The 16,642-nt window shown below is 72.7% G+C and carries 15 protein-coding genes; 7 read left to right on the top strand and 8 right to left on the bottom strand.

The genetic code is table 11. The features are described 5' to 3' along the window. Positions 1-41 precede the first annotated feature (41 nt). The gene (locus tag ACZ6RT_RS18085) at positions 42-1,157 is read right to left on the bottom strand and encodes a PP2C family protein-serine/threonine phosphatase (RefSeq protein ID WP_399194637.1); all 1,116 of its coding nucleotides are present in this window, start codon (positions 1,155-1,157) and stop codon (positions 42-44) included. A 118-nt stretch (positions 1,158-1,275) separates the two neighbouring features. Between ACZ6RT_RS18085 and ACZ6RT_RS18080 the strand changes: the two genes are divergently transcribed. Together ACZ6RT_RS18080 and ACZ6RT_RS18075 are read left to right on the top strand one after the other, a co-directional pair. Further along, positions 1,276-2,499 (top strand): GNAT family N-acetyltransferase, encoded by a 1,224-nt coding sequence (locus tag ACZ6RT_RS18080; RefSeq protein WP_399194639.1) that lies wholly within the window; start codon positions 1,276-1,278, stop codon positions 2,497-2,499. Between the two features lie 82 nt (positions 2,500-2,581). Beyond that, positions 2,582-2,806, top strand: coding sequence for a hypothetical protein (locus tag ACZ6RT_RS18075; RefSeq protein WP_470154779.1), 225 nt, complete (start codon positions 2,582-2,584; stop codon positions 2,804-2,806). 80 nt (positions 2,807-2,886) lie between these two features. Here ACZ6RT_RS18075 and ACZ6RT_RS18070 read toward each other — a convergent pair whose 3' ends face one another. Next, a complete protein-coding gene (locus ACZ6RT_RS18070) occupies positions 2,887-3,354 on the bottom strand; it encodes a ribose-5-phosphate isomerase (protein WP_399194643.1) in 468 nt (155 codons plus the stop codon). Positions 3,355-3,452: 98 nt separating this feature from the next. Between ACZ6RT_RS18070 and def the strand changes: the two genes are divergently transcribed. After that, complete coding sequence (gene def / locus ACZ6RT_RS18065; RefSeq protein WP_470154776.1) at positions 3,453-3,941, top strand: peptide deformylase; 489 nt, start codon at positions 3,453-3,455, stop codon at positions 3,939-3,941. 104 nt (positions 3,942-4,045) lie between these two features. Here def and ACZ6RT_RS18060 read toward each other — a convergent pair whose 3' ends face one another. Continuing rightward, positions 4,046-5,455: an aldehyde dehydrogenase family protein gene (locus ACZ6RT_RS18060; RefSeq protein ID WP_470154774.1), complete on the bottom strand. Its 1,410-nt coding sequence runs from the start codon at positions 5,453-5,455 to the stop codon at positions 4,046-4,048. Between the two features lie 95 nt (positions 5,456-5,550). Further along, positions 5,551-6,168, bottom strand: coding sequence for a mycothiol-dependent nitroreductase Rv2466c family protein (locus ACZ6RT_RS18055; RefSeq protein ID WP_399194649.1), 618 nt, complete (start codon positions 6,166-6,168; stop codon positions 5,551-5,553). Between the two features lie 220 nt (positions 6,169-6,388). Here ACZ6RT_RS18055 and pepN point away from each other — a divergent pair, with 220 nt between their 5' ends. Continuing rightward, the gene (gene pepN, locus ACZ6RT_RS18050; protein ID WP_399194651.1) at positions 6,389-8,956 is read left to right on the top strand and encodes an aminopeptidase N; all 2,568 of its coding nucleotides are present in this window, start codon (positions 6,389-6,391) and stop codon (positions 8,954-8,956) included. 265 nt (positions 8,957-9,221) lie between these two features. Next, a complete protein-coding gene (locus ACZ6RT_RS18045; protein ID WP_399194653.1) occupies positions 9,222-10,184 on the top strand; it encodes a hypothetical protein in 963 nt (320 codons plus the stop codon). A gap of 164 nt (positions 10,185-10,348) precedes the next feature. Here ACZ6RT_RS18045 and ACZ6RT_RS18040 read toward each other — a convergent pair whose 3' ends face one another. From ACZ6RT_RS18040 to ACZ6RT_RS18025, 4 genes are all read right to left on the bottom strand, one after another. Then, entirely contained in the window at positions 10,349-11,167 is an 819-nt protein-coding gene (locus tag ACZ6RT_RS18040; protein WP_470154771.1) for a Pycsar system effector family protein, read from the bottom strand. Positions 11,168-11,337: 170 nt separating this feature from the next. Continuing rightward, positions 11,338-11,700, bottom strand: coding sequence for a TPM domain-containing protein (locus tag ACZ6RT_RS18035; protein ID WP_399194657.1), 363 nt, complete (start codon positions 11,698-11,700; stop codon positions 11,338-11,340). Between the two features lie 64 nt (positions 11,701-11,764). Then, on the bottom strand, positions 11,765-12,064 hold the full coding sequence (locus ACZ6RT_RS18030; RefSeq protein WP_399194658.1) for a hypothetical protein: 300 nt from the start codon (positions 12,062-12,064) through the stop codon (positions 11,765-11,767). A 38-nt stretch (positions 12,065-12,102) separates the two neighbouring features. Then, a complete protein-coding gene (locus tag ACZ6RT_RS18025; RefSeq protein ID WP_399194660.1) occupies positions 12,103-13,524 on the bottom strand; it encodes an amidase in 1,422 nt (473 codons plus the stop codon). A gap of 153 nt (positions 13,525-13,677) precedes the next feature. Between ACZ6RT_RS18025 and ACZ6RT_RS18020 the strand changes: the two genes are divergently transcribed. Beyond that, positions 13,678-14,502 (top strand): nuclease-related domain-containing protein, encoded by an 825-nt coding sequence (locus ACZ6RT_RS18020; protein ID WP_470154768.1) that lies wholly within the window; start codon positions 13,678-13,680, stop codon positions 14,500-14,502. A 227-nt stretch (positions 14,503-14,729) separates the two neighbouring features. Then, positions 14,730-16,568 (top strand): dihydroxy-acid dehydratase, encoded by a 1,839-nt coding sequence (gene ilvD / locus ACZ6RT_RS18015; protein ID WP_399194664.1) that lies wholly within the window; start codon positions 14,730-14,732, stop codon positions 16,566-16,568. The last annotated feature ends 74 nt before the right edge of the window (positions 16,569-16,642 follow it).

The following is a 16,642-nucleotide window of genomic DNA, read 5'->3' as shown; positions in this document are numbered from 1 at the left end:
ACGGCGGCCCGGACGGTGATCCGTAAGGCGGCCCGTACGGGTCAGGGGCGCCAGATGAGGATGAGGGCGCAGTCGTCGTTGTGGCCCGCCGACATGGAGGCCACCAGGTTGCGGGCGCCGTCGCGGAAACCGGTGGGCACCAGGCGCTCGGCCTCTCCCAGCAGGCGGTCCAGGCCGGCGTCGATGTCGCGGCCGGGCTGCTCGATCAGGCCGTCGGTGTAGAGCATCAGGGCGTCGCCCTTGCGGAGCATCCCCCGGTCGGTCTCGCAGTGCAGGTCGGGCACGACGCCCAGGACGACGCCCTTGGCCGTGGAGACCTTCCACGTCCCCGTGCCGGACTCGAACTTGACCACCGGGGGGTGGCCGGCCGAGGTGATGACGTACTCGCCCGTGGCCAGGTTCAGCCGCAGGTGGACCGCGGTGACGAAGCCCTCGGCCTCGCGCTGGCGGTGCAGGTAGGCGTTGCAGGCGGGCAGGAAGTCGTCGACCGAGCCGAGCAGGCCGCCGAAGGTGCCCGAGAGCATCAGCGCCCGCGTGCCGGCGTCGACGCCCTTGCCCGACACGTCGACCAGGGCGAGGTCGAGCGTGTCGCCCTCGCGGATGGAGACCAGGAAGTCGCCGCCGAAGGAGGAGCCTCCGGCCTGCTTGAGCACCACCTTGGAGCCCCAGTCCTTGGGCAGCTGAGGCAGGTCCCCCTGGCTTTTCAGGCGGTCGCGCAGCTCCAGCAGCATCGCGTCGCCGCGCAGGCCCTGCACGCCGAGCTTTCCGCGGGTACGGGCCATCAGCGCGGCCAGCACGGCGGTGAAGCCGAAGGTGACCAGCAGGCCGGGGCCGATGTGCCCGACCCCTCGTACGACGGCCACGTAGACGAGGGCGGCGGCGACCGCGCAGAGCAGCTTGGCGAGGCTGTTCAGGCGGAGCTGGAGCCCCGCCACGAGCGTGACCGGGATCATGAGCGCCGGGGAGAACCACTCCATGGAGACCCTGGCGGCCAGCCCGCCGATCAGCAGGGTCAGCAGGGTCAGGGTGATGAGCAGGTTGCGGTCGCGCGCCAGCGGGCCCCTGCGCAGCAGGCGCACGAGGGGGACGAGCAGCGGGATCCGGACCAGGAACGCGCGGAGCGCCGGAGGGAGCAGCGGCACCGGACGGGAACTCATGATGCGCCTGACTGTATCCGGCCCTCCCCCCTTTGGGCAGTCCACTTGACCAACGCCTTGATCATTAAGCATGGATATTAGATGGCCGGAACCGTTTGTCCTCTCTACCATCCGAGGGATGAGCCTGAGCCTGCGTCCGGTCGCCGAGACCGAGTGGCCCGACTGGATCGCCCTGGACGAGGAGGCGTTCGGCAACGCGATACCGCCGCACCGCGCGGAGCTGTACCGGCGCAACACCGAGTTCGGCCGCTCGCTCGGCGCCTTCGACGGTGACCTGCTGGTGGGCGTCACCGCGGTGTGCAGCCTCACCATGGCCGTGCCCGGCGGGCCGATCCCGGTCGGCGGCGTCACCGCGGTCGGGGTGCTGCCCTCGCACCGCCGCAGGGGCGTGCTGTCCGCGCTGATGACCCGTCAGCTCTCCGACCTGCACGAGGGCGGCGAGGCCGTGGCCGCGCTGCACGCCTCCGAGGCCGTGATCTACGGACGGTACGGCTACGGCAGGGCCGCCGACGGCCTGAGCGTCCGGATCCCGACCGCGGGCGCGGTCTTCACCCGGCACGCCCCGGCCGATCCCGCGCTGCGGCTGCGCGTCGTCCGGCCCGCGGACGCCAGGGACGTCTTCGAGAAGATTCACGCGGCCGTGCTGGACCGCCGCCCGGGGCTGTACGCCCGCACCCCCGCGCGCTGGGACGCGGTGCTGAGCGACGAGGACTCCGACCGGGGGGAGGGGGCGTTGCGCGCCGTGGTCGCCGAGGACGACGAGGGACCGCGCGGGTACGCGCTGTTCCGGATGAAGGCGAGCTGGGACGAGCACGACGTCCCCGACGGCGAGCTGCGCCTGCGGGACCTGTTCGCCCTGGATCCGGCTGCCTACGCGCTGCTGTGGCGTCACGTCCTCGACCGTGACCTGGTCTCGCACGTCACCGCGGTCCGGCCCGGGGACGACCCGCTGATCCACCTGCTGGCCGACCCCCGCGCGCTGCGCGCGCGCTGGGCCGACGAGCTGTGGTTCCGCCTCGTGCACGTCGGCCGCGCCCTGCCCGCGCGCCGCTACAGCGCGCCGGTGGACGTGGTGATCGAGGTCGAGGACGCGACGTGCCCGTGGAACGCGGGCCGCTGGCGGCTGACGGCCGGCACCTCGGACGCCCGCTGCGAGCCCAGCGCCGACCCGGCCGACGTGACGCTGCCCGTCTCCGCGCTGGGCGCGGCCTACCTGGGCGGACGCCCGCTGGAGGCGCTGCGGGCGGCGGGGCTGGCGCGCGAGTCGCGTCCGGGGGCGCTGCGCGAGCTGTCCGTCGCGATGTCGTGGGAGCCCGCCCCCTGGAGCGGCCTGATCTTCTGAGCATCGTCCCCGGAACCCGGAACCCGGAACCCGGAACCCGGATGTCCGGTACGGCCGGAACGGGGCGGGTTATGGTGGCGGCATGGCACTGCAGAGCTTGCAGATCAACACGATCACCGCGATGCGGGCGCGCGACGTGTCGCGCCCGACGCGCGAGCAGCAGGAGAGCGCGGACCGCCGCCCTCTGCGCGACGAGACGCCCCGTAAGGAGCCCGCCCGCCGCGAGCCGGCGCGCAGGGAGCCCGTACGCGGGGAGTCCGCACGCCGGGAACCGCCGCGCGGGGAGTCCGCGCACCGCCACCGCTGACCCGCCCGGCCGGGGACCGGACGGTGGAGCGGGACACCGGGATGCGGGACCCCGCGGGATGCGGGGGGGGTGCCGGGCGCCTAGGGCAGCGGCGGCAGCAGCCCGTCGGTCTCGTAGGAGGCGAGCTGCGCGATCCTGCGGCCGTGCCGCTCGGCACCGGAGTAGGGGGTGCCGAGGAAGATCTCGACGAACCTCGCGGCCTCCTGCGGCGTGTGCATCCGCGCGCCCAGGCTGATCACGTTGGCGTCGTTGTGCTCGCGGGAGAGCCTGGCGGTCTCCTCGCTCCAGGCCAGGGCGGCGCGGACGCCGCGTACCTTGTTGGCCGCGATCTGCTCGCCGTTGCCCGAGCCTCCGATCACGACGCCCAGGCTGCCGGGGTCGTTCACGACCCCCTCGGCCGCGCGCAGCACGAACGGCGGGTAGTCGTCCTCCGCGTCGTAGACGAAGGGACCGCAGTCCGTCACCTCGTGGCCGTGTTCCTTCAGCCAGGAGACGACGTGGTTCTTGAGCTCATAGCCGGCATGGTCGGCACCGATGTAGACGCGCACCGGGCCAGTTTCGCAGGTACGCGGGGACGGCTCCACCCGGCCCCGGCTAGAGTAACGGTCACTGACCTTGCCCGCCCCTTACAAGAGAGAGCCCCCACATGCGTGACATCCGAGTGGTCGGCGACCCCGTCCTGCGCACCCCCGCCGAGCCGGTCGCCGACTTCGACCGCGACCTGCGCCGCATGATCGACGAGATGTTCGACATCATGTACGCCGCGCGGGGCGTCGGCCTGGCCGGGCCGCAGATCGGCGTGTCGAAGCGGCTCTTCGTCTACGACTGCAGCAGCCGCAAGGGGCACGTGATCAACCCCGAGCTGGTCGTGGACGACGACACCGAGGTCCTCGACGAGGAGGGGTGCCTGTCGGTGCCCGACCGCGAGACCCGCGCCCCGATCTACGCCCGGACGCCGCGGGCCGCCGGGGTGACCGTGCGGGGCCTGGACCGGCTGGGACGGCCGATCCGGATCAGGGCCAGGGGGATGCTGGCGCGCTGCTTCCAGCACGAGACCGACCACCTGGACGGCAGGCTGTACGTGGACCGGCTGGCCAGGGACGCCGCGCGGAAGGTCCTGCTCCAGGCTCCCTGACCCCGCTCCCCCGCGTCCCCGTTCCCCGTTCCCCGTTCTCCGCCCCCCGCCGGCTCCCGGCCCGGCGGGCGCGGCGGCCGGCGAGGACGCGGGCGCCCACCGCCTCAGAGCTGGACGGCCTTGATCTCCAGGTACTCCTCCAGCCCGAACTCGCCCAGCTCGCGGCCGAGACCGGACTGCTTGTACCCCCCGAAGGGGGCACGGGGGTTGAACTTGCCGCCGTTGACCGCCACCTGGCCGGTCCGCAGCCGCCGGGCGACCGCGACCGCGCGCTGCTCGTCGCCCGCCCACACCGCCCCGGCGAGGCCGTACGGCGTGCCGTTGGCGATGGCGACCGCCTCGTCCTCGCCCCGGGTGTAGGGGATGATCGCGAGGACCGGGCCGAAGATCTCCTCCTGCTCGACGACCATCCCGGGCTCCACCCCGGCGAACACCGTGGGCTCGACGTAGAAGCCGCGCTCCGCGGGCCGGTCGGCGCCTCCGGTGACCAGCCGGGCCCCCTCCTCCTGGCCCCGGTTGATGTAGCGGACGACCCTGTCGCGCTGCGCGGCCGACACCAGCGGGCCGAGCCTGGTCGCCTCGTCGAAGGGGTCCCCGACGGTGTACGTCCGCGCGGCCTCGACGGCGAGCCGGACGGCCTCGTCGTACCGGTCACGGTGAACGATCATGCGGGTCCAGGCCGAGCAGGTCTGGCCGGAGTTGAGGAAGGCGTTGGCCACCGTCACCTTGGCCGCCGCGCCCAGGTCGGCGTCCGGCAGGACCACGCTGGCGGACTTGCCGCCGAGCTCCAGCGCCACCCGTTTGATCGCCCCGGCGGCGAGCGCCGCGACCCGCCTTCCGGCCGCGGTGGAGCCGGTGAACGACACCATGTCCACGCCGGGATGGGCGACCAGCGCCTCGCCCACCCCGGGGCCGTGGCCGCTGATCATGTTGAACACCCCCGCGGGCAGGCCGACCTCGTCGAGGATGTCGGCGAACGCGAAGGCGGCCAGCGGCGCCACCTCGCTGGGCTTCAGCACGACCGTGCAGCCCGCGGCGAGCGCGGCGCCCACCTTGCAGACGATCTGGTGCAGGGGGTAGTTCCACGGGGTGATGGCGGCGACCACCCCGGCCGGTTCCCTGAAGATGCGGGAGTTGCCGACCTGCCCGCCCTCGAAGTCGTAGGTCTCGGCCAGCTGGGCGTAGGAGGCCAGCACCCCGGCCGGCATCAGCGTCTGCACCCTCGTCGCCACACCGTACGGCGCGCCCATGTCCGTGACGATGATCCTGGCGATCCGGTCGGAGCGTTCCCGGATCAGCTCCGCCGCCGCGGCGAGGATCCTGCCGCGCTCGGCCGGGGGCGTCTCGGACCAGGAGGGCAGGGCCGCGCGGGCGGCGGTCACGGCCGCCTCGACGTCGGCGGGCGACCCGGCGGGCACCCTGTCGAGCGTTTCCTCGGTCGCGGGATTGATCACGTCGATGCCCTCGTTCGACGCGGACGGCCGCCAGGTCCCGTTCAGATAAAGGTGACGCATGTTCCTCATCCTGGCGTGCGCGCCGTCATAACGCGAGGCCCGCCGCCGTGGGGCGGCGGGCCTCGCGGGCGCCGGGGAGAAGGGGACGCGGCGGATCAGCCGAAGATCGGGGACCGCGTCCTGGAGCGCTTGAGCTCGAAGAACCCGTCGGTGCCGGCCACCAGGACCACCCCGTCCCAGAGCCTTCCCGCCTCCTCGCCCTTGGGCGCGGGCGAGATGACCGGGCCGAAGAAGGAGACACCCTCGACCGAGATCACCGGGGTGCCGACCTCCTGGCCGACCCGGTCGATGCCGTCGGCGTGCGAGGCGCGCACGACCTGGTCGTACTCGGTGGAGTCCATCGCGTCGGCGAAGTCGCGGTCCAGCCCTGCGGCCTCCAGGGCCTCCTCGACGGTCTCGCGGAGGGTGTCACCGCCCTTCCTGTTCTGGTCGTGAAAACGGACACCGAGCTCGGTGTAAAGGCGTCCGACCGTCTCGGAGTCGTACTTCGCCTGCACGGCGGCCACCACGCGGACCGGGCCCATGGCGTCGGCGATCTGCGCGCGGTAGCTCTCCGGGACGTCCTTGTCCTCGTTCAGTACGGTGAGGCTCATGATGTGCCAGCGCGGCTCGATGGGCCGTACCTTCTGCACCTCCAGCAGCCAGCGCGAGGTCATCCACGCCCAGGGGCAGAAGGGGTCGAACCAGAGATCCACCGGGGTTCGCTCTGTCATGTTCTTCGACTTCCTGATAGTGAGGCTCTGTCGATGGCCACAACCGGAAGGACGGAGTTCCCTATTCCGTGCGGGAATTAATACCTTGACGAGCAGATTTATTCTCGAATTTGGGTATCAGTCGGCCGGTTGATCCGAAGCGGCGTTCCACGGCCTTACATGGCAGGATTCAGTCACCCCTTAGCAATGGAGCGGGGGATGTTGTGAAGAGGGAGCGGTAGTGGCAGGCAATCTGACCCGTGACGAGGCGCGCGAGCGCGCACGGCTGCTCAGCGTGCAGTCCTATGCGGTGGAGCTCGACCTGACCGAGGGTGAGGAGCGCTTCGAGAGCGTCACCACGGTCCGCTTCACCAGCACCCGCCCGGGTGCGGGGACCTTCATCGACCTGGCGGGGGCCAAGGTGCGCAGGGCGGTGCTGAACGGCACCGAGCTGGACGTGAGCGGTTACGACCCGGAGACGGGACGGCTGCCCCTGACCGGGCTGGCCGAGACCAACGAGCTGCTCGTGGACGCCGACTGCTCCTACACGCGCACCGGCGAGGGCCTGCACCGCTTCGTCGACCCGGTCGACCGGAGCGTCTACCTGCACAGCCAGTTCGAGACGGCCGACGCGCACCGGATGTACGCGTGCTTCGACCAGCCCGACCTCAAGGCCACCTTCGAGCTGACCGTGCTGGCCCCGTCGGGCTGGGAGGTCATCTCCAACGCGGCGCCGGACGCGGCCGAGGACCTGCCCGAGCACCGGGGCAAGCACGGGGCGCTCCAGGCGGCCAGGCGCTGGCACTTCCCGCCGACCCCGGTGATGTCGACCTACATCACCGCGCTGTGCGCCGGGCCGTACCACCGGGTGACCTCCGAGCACGACGGCATCCCGCTGGGCCTGTACTGCCGGGCATCCCTGGCCGAGCACCTCGACGCGGAGAACATCTTCGAGGTCACCCGGCAGGGCTTCGACTTCTTCCACCGGATCTTCGGCGTCCGCTACCCGTTCGGCAAGTACGACCAGCTCTTCGTCCCCGAGTTCAACGCCGGGGCGATGGAGAACGCGGGCTGCGTGACCTTCCTGGAGAACTACATCTTCCGCTCGCGCGTCACCGACGCGGTGATCGAGCGCCGCGCCGAGACGATCCTGCACGAGATGGCGCACATGTGGTTCGGCGACCTGGTCACCATGCGCTGGTGGGACGACCTGTGGCTGAACGAGTCGTTCGCCACCTACGCCTCGGTGCTCTGCCAGGCCGAGGCCACCCGGTGGGGCCAGGGCGCCTGGACGACCTTCGCCAACGTCGAGAAGTCCTGGGCCTACCGCCAGGACCAGCTGCCCTCCACGCACCCGATCGCGGCCGACATCGTCGACATGCACGCGGTCGAGGTCAACTTCGACGGGATCACGTACGCCAAGGGCGCCTCGGTCCTGAAGCAGCTCGTCGCCTACGTGGGCCTGGAGAACTTCCTGGCCGGGGTCCGCGCCTACTTCAACGAGCACGCCTGGGGCAACACCACGCTCGCCGACCTGCTGGGCGCGCTGGAGCGCACCTCCGGGCGCGACCTGTCCTCCTGGTCGAAGGAGTGGCTGGAGACCTCCTGGGTCAACACGCTGCGCCCGTCGTTCACCACCGACCCCGAGGGCCGCTTCCTGGAGTTCGACGTGCTCCAGGAGGCGCCCGCCGACCACCCGACGCTGCGCTCGCACCGCGTCGCCATCGGCCTGTACTCGCTCACCGGCGGTGAGCTGGTCCGGGTCCGGCGGGTGGAGCTGGACGTGTCCGGGGCGCGCACGGCCGTGGCCGAGCTGGTCGGCGAGGTCCAGCCGGACCTGATCCTGATCAACGACGACGACCTGACCTACGCCAAGGTCCGGCTGGACGAGCGCTCGCTGCAGACCCTGGTGAACGGCGGCATCACCGCGTTCACCGAGTCGCTGCCCCGCGCGCTGTGCTGGTCGGCCGCCTGGGACATGACCCGGGACGCCGAGATGTCCACCCGCGACTACCTCGCCCTGGTCGTCTCGGGGATCAGGTCGATCACGGACATCACGGTCATGCAGACCGTGCTCCGCCAGGCCCGCCTGGCCGTCCAGCAGTACGCCGACCCGGCCTGGCGCGCCGAGGGCATGGCGCTGCTGACCTCCACGCTGCGCGACCTGGTGGGCTCGGCCGAGCCCGGCTCCGACCAGCAGCTCGCCTACCTCAACGCGCTGGCGGCCGGGGCCACCTCGGACGGGGACCTGGCGTTCCTGCGGGGGCTGCTGGACGGCGAGACCGCGCTGGAGGGGCTGACCGTCGACGACGACCTGCGCTGGACGCTGGTCGGCGCCCTGGTCTCGGGCGGGCTGCTCGGCGAGGAGGACATCGCGCGGGAGCTGCGGCGTGACCCCACCGCCACCGGTGAGCGCATGGCCGCGCTCTCCCGGGCCGCGATCCCGACGCCCGAGGGCAAGGAGGCCGCCTGGTCGGCGATCACCGAGGGCAAGCTCAGCGGGGCCGTGCTCCGGTCGACCGTCATGGGGTTCATGGACCCCAACCACCCTGAGCTGCTGGAGCCGTACCGGGAGAGGTACTTCGCCGAGATCGGCAGGATCTGGAAGACCTGGACCTCCGACAGCGCCCAGAACTTCGCCAACGGCTGCTACCCGGCGCTGTCGATCTCCCCGGAGACGATCGCCAGGACGCAGGACTTCATCTCGGCCGAGGAGCCGCCGCACGCCCTGCGGCGGCTGCTGCTGGAGGGCGCCGACGGTGTCGGGCGCGCGCTGCGCGCCCGGGCCAGGGACGCCTCGCAGGCCTGACCCGTCCGGTCCGGGGGCCTGCCCCGGACCGGACGCGCATCTGCCCGGGCCGGCTCGGACCGGTCCCGGGCCGGCTCGGACCGACCCTGGAGTGGATCAGGAACGGCCCTGACCGGCCGGGCCGCGTGAACCTGACGCGGCCCGTCCGGTCAGGGCCGTTCCTGTCGTGTTCATCCGTGCCACCACGCGTACCTACATGTCCTGCCGTGTCCCTTCATGGACGGACAATTCCTCTGCCGCCTGCCGGCCATGAGAGGGTGACCGGGTGGAATCGGCACGTGATCTGCTCATCTCCCTGGCCCGGCGGTACGCCTTCGGCGACGTCGGGGCCCTCGCCTCGGGCGTGGTGGAGGACGCGGACGACATCGAGGCGACCTGCGAGTTCGCCCAGCGGCTGCTCTCCCTCGACGCGGAGGACTTCGCCATCGAGGCGCGGGCCGTCCCGGGCGACCTGCGCAGGCGGGCACGGGCCTGCACGATGCCGCAGACGCCCCGCGAGCAGCCGCGCGGCGCGCTGGAGTCGCTGCTGCCCGCGTACGAGCTGCTGCTGGAGGTCATCGCGGTCCGGTGGCATCGCCGCGAGCTGAGCCCCATGGTCGCCGCCCTGCACATCGCCAGCGAGTACCTTCCGCTGCTGGCCTTCGAACCGGTGCTCGGCAGCGCCGGTGACCCGGCGCGCTGGCCGGAGGGCCTCACCGCGCCGGGCAGCAGGTTCGGCGTGATCGGCGACCGCGAGTGCGACCACACCAAGCCCGAGCAGTCGGCCGCCAACCGGACCCTGCGCGTGGCGGGAGAGCCCGCCGAGGGCTGGCGCGCCTACTTCGACCGCCAGCACAGCCAGGTGGCCGGGGCGCTGGGCACCTGCGTGGCCGCCTGCCGCAAGCCCTGCACCGCGATGGACTGGGTGGAGCCGGACCGGCGCGAGGACCTCGCCCTGCGCTCCAAGGTGGCCCTGGCCTTCGCCGAGACCCCGCTGGTGCGGCTGCGCCACGCGGCCCCGGTGGGGCACGGGTTCGGGGTGCCCTCGCCCGAGGAGGTCACCGAGGCGTGGGAGCGCAGCCGGGCCGGGCTCGCCAAGTCAGAGGTGGGCCGGCAGGCCTCCCTGGACGACGGGTTCCCGCTGCCGGGACTTCCCTCCCTGTTCTCCGCCGTCGCGAGCGCGCCGGTGGCGCCGTCGACGCTGCTGACGGACATCAGCACCCACCTGGTGGGGCTCCTGCACGCCTGACCCCGGACGCGGACGCCCGGGGGGTCCAGAGGGGCCGGGGGTCCTGCGGACCGGGCGCGGACCGGGCGCGGGACGCGGGACGCGGGCGCGGCACGGTCGCACGAGCCGGGCGCCATCCGGCCCCGGGACGCGGGCGCGGGTCCCCAGGGCGGGTCACGCCCGGTTCACAGCGGGGTGCCGAGGAGCACCGGCAGGACGCAGAAGGCGATGGAGAGCAGCATCAGCAGGACGCTCCGGCGGATGTAGCGGTGCTTGGCGTCCGCCAGGGCGTTGAGCCTGCGGATCTCCAGCACGATCAGGTCGATCCGCGGTCCGCCCCCGGGCCCCTCCCCCTCGGCCCCGTGCGCGGCCCTGAGGCGGCCGGTGAAGCCCCGCAGGTAGCAGCGGCGTCTCTCCAGCGCCCTGCCCGCCAGGTTCGCGATCGGCGGGCACAGGGAGCCGACGAGCACGAGGAGGCCCATGCCCCAGAGGAAGGCGCCGGTCCACCACAGCCATCCGGTCTGGCCCGGCAGCTCGCCGGGCCTCCAGTGACCCGTCGTCACCCCGGTGACGACGGCCCCGGCCGCGGCGCCGGTGACGGCCAGCAGGACGGCCGCCGTCTCGTTCTCCCGGCGCACCCTGCGGCGGGCGTCCGCGAGCGCCTCCCGGACGTAGTCGAGGATCATGTCGGGCCGCCGCGTCCTTTCGGCGGCCTCCCTCGCGATGCGCGCGAGGTGAGAGGCCGGTCCGGTCCACGGGGCCGGACCGGCCGGACTCATGGGGTCGGTCCGGCCGGGGAGCCCGTAGGGAGGGGCACCGGCGGGACGGGCCGGGCCGGTGGGACCGCCGGGCCGGACGGGACCGGCCTGCGCGCCGGAGCCCGTGCCCGCGGGCCGGTTCCCGGAACCGGCGGGATCGGCAGGACCGCTGGGATCGACGGCCCCGGCCGCTCCGTCCGGATCGGTGAAACCGGCCGGCGGCGTGTCCCACAAGATCCTCGTCACGAGGTGATTATCCGGGAGAATCACCGTCCCGCGGTGCGGCAGGGCCCACCGGAGGGCGTTCCGGGGCTCGTCACCGGCGATCGCCCCTGCCGAGCGGAGCCGGAGGCGCCCGCGGCGGCGCACGGCCGAGAACGGTATCGGCGGGGTCGGCGGCACAGCCGGTGGCGGGGTCATTCGCGCCGGGCCGCCCGGTCGGCGAGCAGCAGGACCCCGGTGACCAGCCCGCCCACCAGGTCACCCAGGCCGAGGACCGCGGCCATCGCCGTCGCCGCCGACCGGCACTCGGCGTCGGGCAGCCACCGCCTGGCCGCGGTGCCGGTGACGATCTCCAGGGCCCGTGCCCGCTGGTCCACGAAGACGAGCACGGCCCGGTCGGCCTCCTCGCCCAGCGCGGCGTGCAGCCGCTCGCAGAAGTGCCGGCGCGGGCCGATCGCGGGCCCGAGGTAGGCGGCGAAGCGCAGGCCCGTGCGGCGCTCCGCGGCGCGCAGCGCGTCGCGCACGTCGTCCCCCTGCGCCGAGGTCAGTGCCCACATCCCCGTCTCACCCCGTCTCCCCGCCTCCCCCGCCTCACCCGGCCTCGTCGTGGGTCGTCGGACGTCACCAGGCCGCCGACGCGCCACCGGTGTGACGTCCGGGCTCCGAGGTCTCCGCGAGCGCGACCCAGTCGGTCTCGGGCGCGGCACGGCCGGACGGGGACCTGCTGGTCAGCACCAGCACCGAGCCGGTGATCCCGCGCTCGCTGCCGTGCGGGCCGCCCAGCCAGACCGCGCCCGCCGAGGTGCCCCTGGCGGCCCGGTCGCGCATCCTGCCGGGCATCGTCACGAGCAGGGTGATGAGCAGGAACAGACCGCCGGAGACCCCGATCAGGAAGCCGCAGACCTCGATCGCGCTGTCCACACCTCAAAAGTAACCCGGCGCCGACGATCAGTCGAGGGTCACCACGCGGCGGGCCTGCGCTCCCCCCAGAAACCGCCCCGCGCGGCCTCCAGCTGGGACGACACCGAGATCAGGGTGCCCTCGTCGCCGAACCGCCCGGCCAGCATCACGCCGATCGGCAGCCCGTCGGGGCTCCAGTGCAGCGGGAGGCTGACCGCGGGCTGGCCGCTGACGTTGTACATGGCCGGGAAGGCGGCGAACCGCTTCATCCGCTCGAAGGTCTCCTCGGGGCCGTCGACGTCCTCGAACCAGCCGACCGGCCGGGGCGGCTGGGTCACGGTCGGGGTGAGGACCGCGTCGTAGGCGTCGGTGACCAGCAGGCCGAACCGGGTGGCCAGCTGCAGGGCCGACTGGGCCTGCAGGAAGTCCGGGGCCGGGGTGGCGAAGCCGCGCTCGCGCAGCCAGGCGGTGAGCGGCCGGAGCCTGTCCTGCCTGCCGGGCTCCACGGGGTGCATGCAGGAGAAGGCATACCAGAGCGTTACGAACTGGGGCACGATCTCCGGCCCGAACGGCGGCGCGATGTCGACCACCTCGTGCCCGAGCGCGGCCAGCTCCGCCGAGGCGTGCTCGTAGGCGGCCAGCACCTCCGGGTGCACGACGGTGCCGGGCACCGGCGGCTCGGCGTAGCGGGCGATCCGCAGCCGGCCGGGGTCGCGGCCCACGTACGCGCCGAAGGAGCCGAGCTCGGGCTCGGGCGCGTGGTAGAGGTCCCCGGGGTTGTGGTGGGCCATCACGTCCAGCAGGGCGGCGGCGTCGGCGACGGTCCGGGTGATCGGGCCGTTGGTGGCCAGGCCGGCCAGGTCGGGGACGATCGGCGCGGAGCTGATCCTGCCCCGGGTGGGCTTGAGCCCGAACAGGCCGCAGACCGACGCGGGGATGCGGATCGAGCCCGCCCCGTCGCTGCCCTGCGCGGCGGGGGCGAGGCCCGCGGCGACCGCGGCCGCCGCGCCGCCGCTGGACCCTCCGGCCGAGCGGGACGGGTCCCACGGGGTGCGGCTGGGCGGGGACAGGGGCGTCTCGGTGTAGCAGGGCAGCCCGAACTCGGGGGTCGCGGTCTTGCCGAGCATGATCGTGCCTGCGTCCCGGAGGCGCTCGACCAGGCTGTCGTCCACCGGTGCCACGAAGCCCTCGTAGGTGGCCGAGCCGAAGTGGATCGGCACGCCCTTGACGAGGTTGAGGTCCTTGATCGGGATCGGCACCCCGGCCAGCGGCGAGACGTCCTCCCCGGCGAGCACCCTGGCCTCGGCCTTGTGCGCCTGTTCCAGGGCGAGTTCGGCCGTCACGGTCACGTAGGCCCCGACCTGCGCGTCCAGCCGGTCGATGCGGTCCAGATAGTGTTCGGTGAGCTCGACGGGGGAGATCTCCCTGCGCCGCACGGCCGCCGCCTGCTCCAGGGCATTAAGATCGTGAATGTGTGCCACGTCCTGCACAGTAGGGCGCCGGAGCGGTGGTCATCCAGAGCGGAAGCGCTTAGATACCCGATTCACGGCGTCGTCAAGCGGAGGACGACGGTCACAAAAGTATGAGATACGCAATACTAGGCACCCCCGAGGACGTCAGCTACCGTGAGTTACGTGGATTCCGGTCAGGTACCAGAAAACGGTAACACTGCGTCACCGATTTGGGTCGGTGACCGACAGGCCGAGGAGAGGCCGACGTCTCGACCCGCCCCACCGGCGACGACGTACGCGCCGGTCGAGCGCGCCTCGCTGCGCGGCCTGCTCGACCACCCCAAGTACCGCCATCTGCGCAGGCGCGTCGCCGTGTCGGTCGGTGTGGGCGTGCTCGCGGGCATCCTGCTGGCCAGCTGGCAGCTGGGCTTCACCGCCGCGGTGATCGCCGCGATCGTGGACACGGTGCTCCGGGCCCGGTCCAACTCCTCGGTGCCCGCCTGGCGGCGCGCCTCGGTCGCGGAGCGGCGCACCGAGGTGCAGCTCAAGCGGCTGGAGCGCGGGGGGTACCGCACCCTGCACGCGCGCGCGATCCCCGGCAGCGAGGCCCAGATCGACCACCTGGTCGTGGGCCCCACCGGCGTGTACGCGGTCGACTCCGAGAAGTGGGACAAGCGCCTGCCGGTCCGCGTCCAGTCGCACCGCAAGCTGTTCCACGGGCCGTTCAACCAGAAGCCCCGCCTGGACGAGGCCCGCTGGGAGGCGTCCCAGGCGAGCGAGCTGATCGGCGCCGAGCTGGGCCGCGAGATCAGCATCGTGCCCTCCCTGGCGATCTACGGCCCGGCCATCCCGTGGAAGGTCCTCAACGTCCGCGAGGTGGACGTATTCGACGGCAGTCGTGTCCGTAAATGGATCACCAAGCGGGAACGCTCACTCACCGACGCCGAGATCGAGAGCATCTACGAGGCGGCGGCGCGGGTCCTGCCCGCGCGCTACCCGGAGAGCTGACCCGCGCGGCCGGTCCCCAGGGCCGGACCGGCCGTCCGGACGGGCCCGTGGCGTCGACGCCGCGGGCCCTTTCCGCGCGTCCCGCTCCCCGGACCGGCGGCTCGCGGCGGTCCCGTGGCGGTCTCGCGGCGGTCTCGCGGCAGTCTCGCGGCATGGACGGGCGTCTCACGCACCGGGCGGTGGCCGTACCATTCGTAGACACGGTCTCGACGATGGGAGAAGGCCCCATGCCCGCCCTCAGGTCTCGTACGGTCACGCACGGCAGGAACATGGCCGGGGCCCGGGCTCTGCTCCGGGCGACCGGTGTGGCCGGGGAGGACTTCGGCAAACCGATCATCGCGGTGGCCAACAGCTTCACGCAGTTCGTCCCGGGGCACGTCCACCTCCGCGAGGTCGGCGACGTCGTCGCCGGGGCGATCCGCGAGGCCGGGGCGATCCCGCGTGAGTTCAACACGATCGCGGTCGACGACGGCATCGCGATGGGCCACGGCGGCATGCTCTACTCGCTGCCCAGCCGCGAGCTGATCGCCGACGCCGTCGAGTACATGGTCAACGCGCACTGCGCGGACGCGCTGATCTGCATCTCCAACTGCGACAAGATCACCCCGGGCATGCTGCTGGCCGCCTTCAGGCTCAACATCCCCACGGTGTTCGTCTCGGGCGGGCCGATGGAGGCGGGCAAGACCCCCAACGGCAAGCTCGACCTGATCGACCCGATGATCGCCGCCGCCGACGACTCCGTCTCCGACGCCGAGCTGCTGGAGATGGAGGAGAACGCCTGCCCGACCTGCGGCTCGTGCAGCGGCATGTTCACCGCCAACTCGATGAACTGCCTGGCCGAGGCCATCGGCCTCGCGCTGCCGGGCAACGGCACGATCCTGGCCACGCACAAGGCGCGCCGCAAGCTGTTCGAGGACGCCGGGCGCGCGCTCGTGGACATCACCCGCCGGTACTACGAGGCCGACGACGAGACCGTCCTGCCGCGCGCCATCGCCACCAGGGACGCGTTCGAGAACGCCATGGCGCTGGACGTGGCGATGGGCGGCTCGACCAACACGATCCTGCACATCCTCGCCGCGGCCCGCGAGGCCCAGGTCGACTTCGGCCTGAAGGAGATCAACGAGATCTCGCTGCGGGTGCCCTGCCTGTGCAAGGTCGCCCCCGCCACCGCGAAGTACCACGTCGAGGACGTGCACCGGGCGGGCGGCATCCCGGCGATCCTGGGCGAGCTGGACCGGGCCGGGCTGCTGCACCGCGACGCCTACACCGTCAACGGCGGCACCATGGGCGACTACCTCGACTCCTGGGACGTGCGCTCGGAGAACGTCCTGCCGGAGGCGCTGGAGCTCTGGCACGCGGCCCCGGGCAACGCCCGTACCGTCAAGCCCTTCTCCCAGGGCGCCCGCTGGGAGGAGCTGGACCTCGACCGCGCCGAGGGTTGCGTGCGCGACTCCGAGCACGCCTACACTCGCGACGGCGGCCTGGCCGTGCTGTACGGCAACATCGCCACCGAGGGCTGCATCGTCAAGACCGCCGGTGTGGACGAGTCGATCTGGCGGTTCGAGGGGCCGGCCGTGGTGTTCGAGTCCCAGGACGACGCGGTCGAGGGCATCCTCGGCAACAAGGTCAAGGCCGGTGACGTCGTGGTGATCCGCTACGAGGGGCCCAAGGGCGGTCCCGGCATGCAGGAGATGCTCTACCCCACCTCGTTCCTCAAGGGCAGGGGGCTGGGCAAGGTCTGCGCGCTGGTCACCGACGGCCGCTTCTCCGGCGGTACGAGCGGGCTGTCCATCGGTCACGCCTCCCCGGAGGCCGCCGAGGGGGGCACCATCGCCCTCGTCCAGGACGGTGACCTGGTCGCGATCGACATCCCGGGCCGTTCGATCGAGCTGAAGGTCTCCACCGAGGAGCTGGCCGCCCGCAGGGAGAGGCTCCTGGCCGAGCTGGGCGGCTACCGGCCGGTCGACCGGCGCCGTCAGGTGAGCGCCGCGCTGCAGGCGTACGCGGCGCTGACCACCTCGGCCTCCACCGGCGCCTCGCGCGACCTGTCGCAGCTGTCCCGCTGACGCCACCCCGCCCGGCGCCGTCCGTTCGACGCCTCCCCGGCCCGCACCTCTTTGACCTGGGCTTCCTGTCGGCG

The sequence above is a fragment of the Streptosporangium sp. NPDC050148 genome (assembly GCF_055586505.1).
This window is presented reverse-complemented; position numbering and strand designations above follow the sequence as displayed.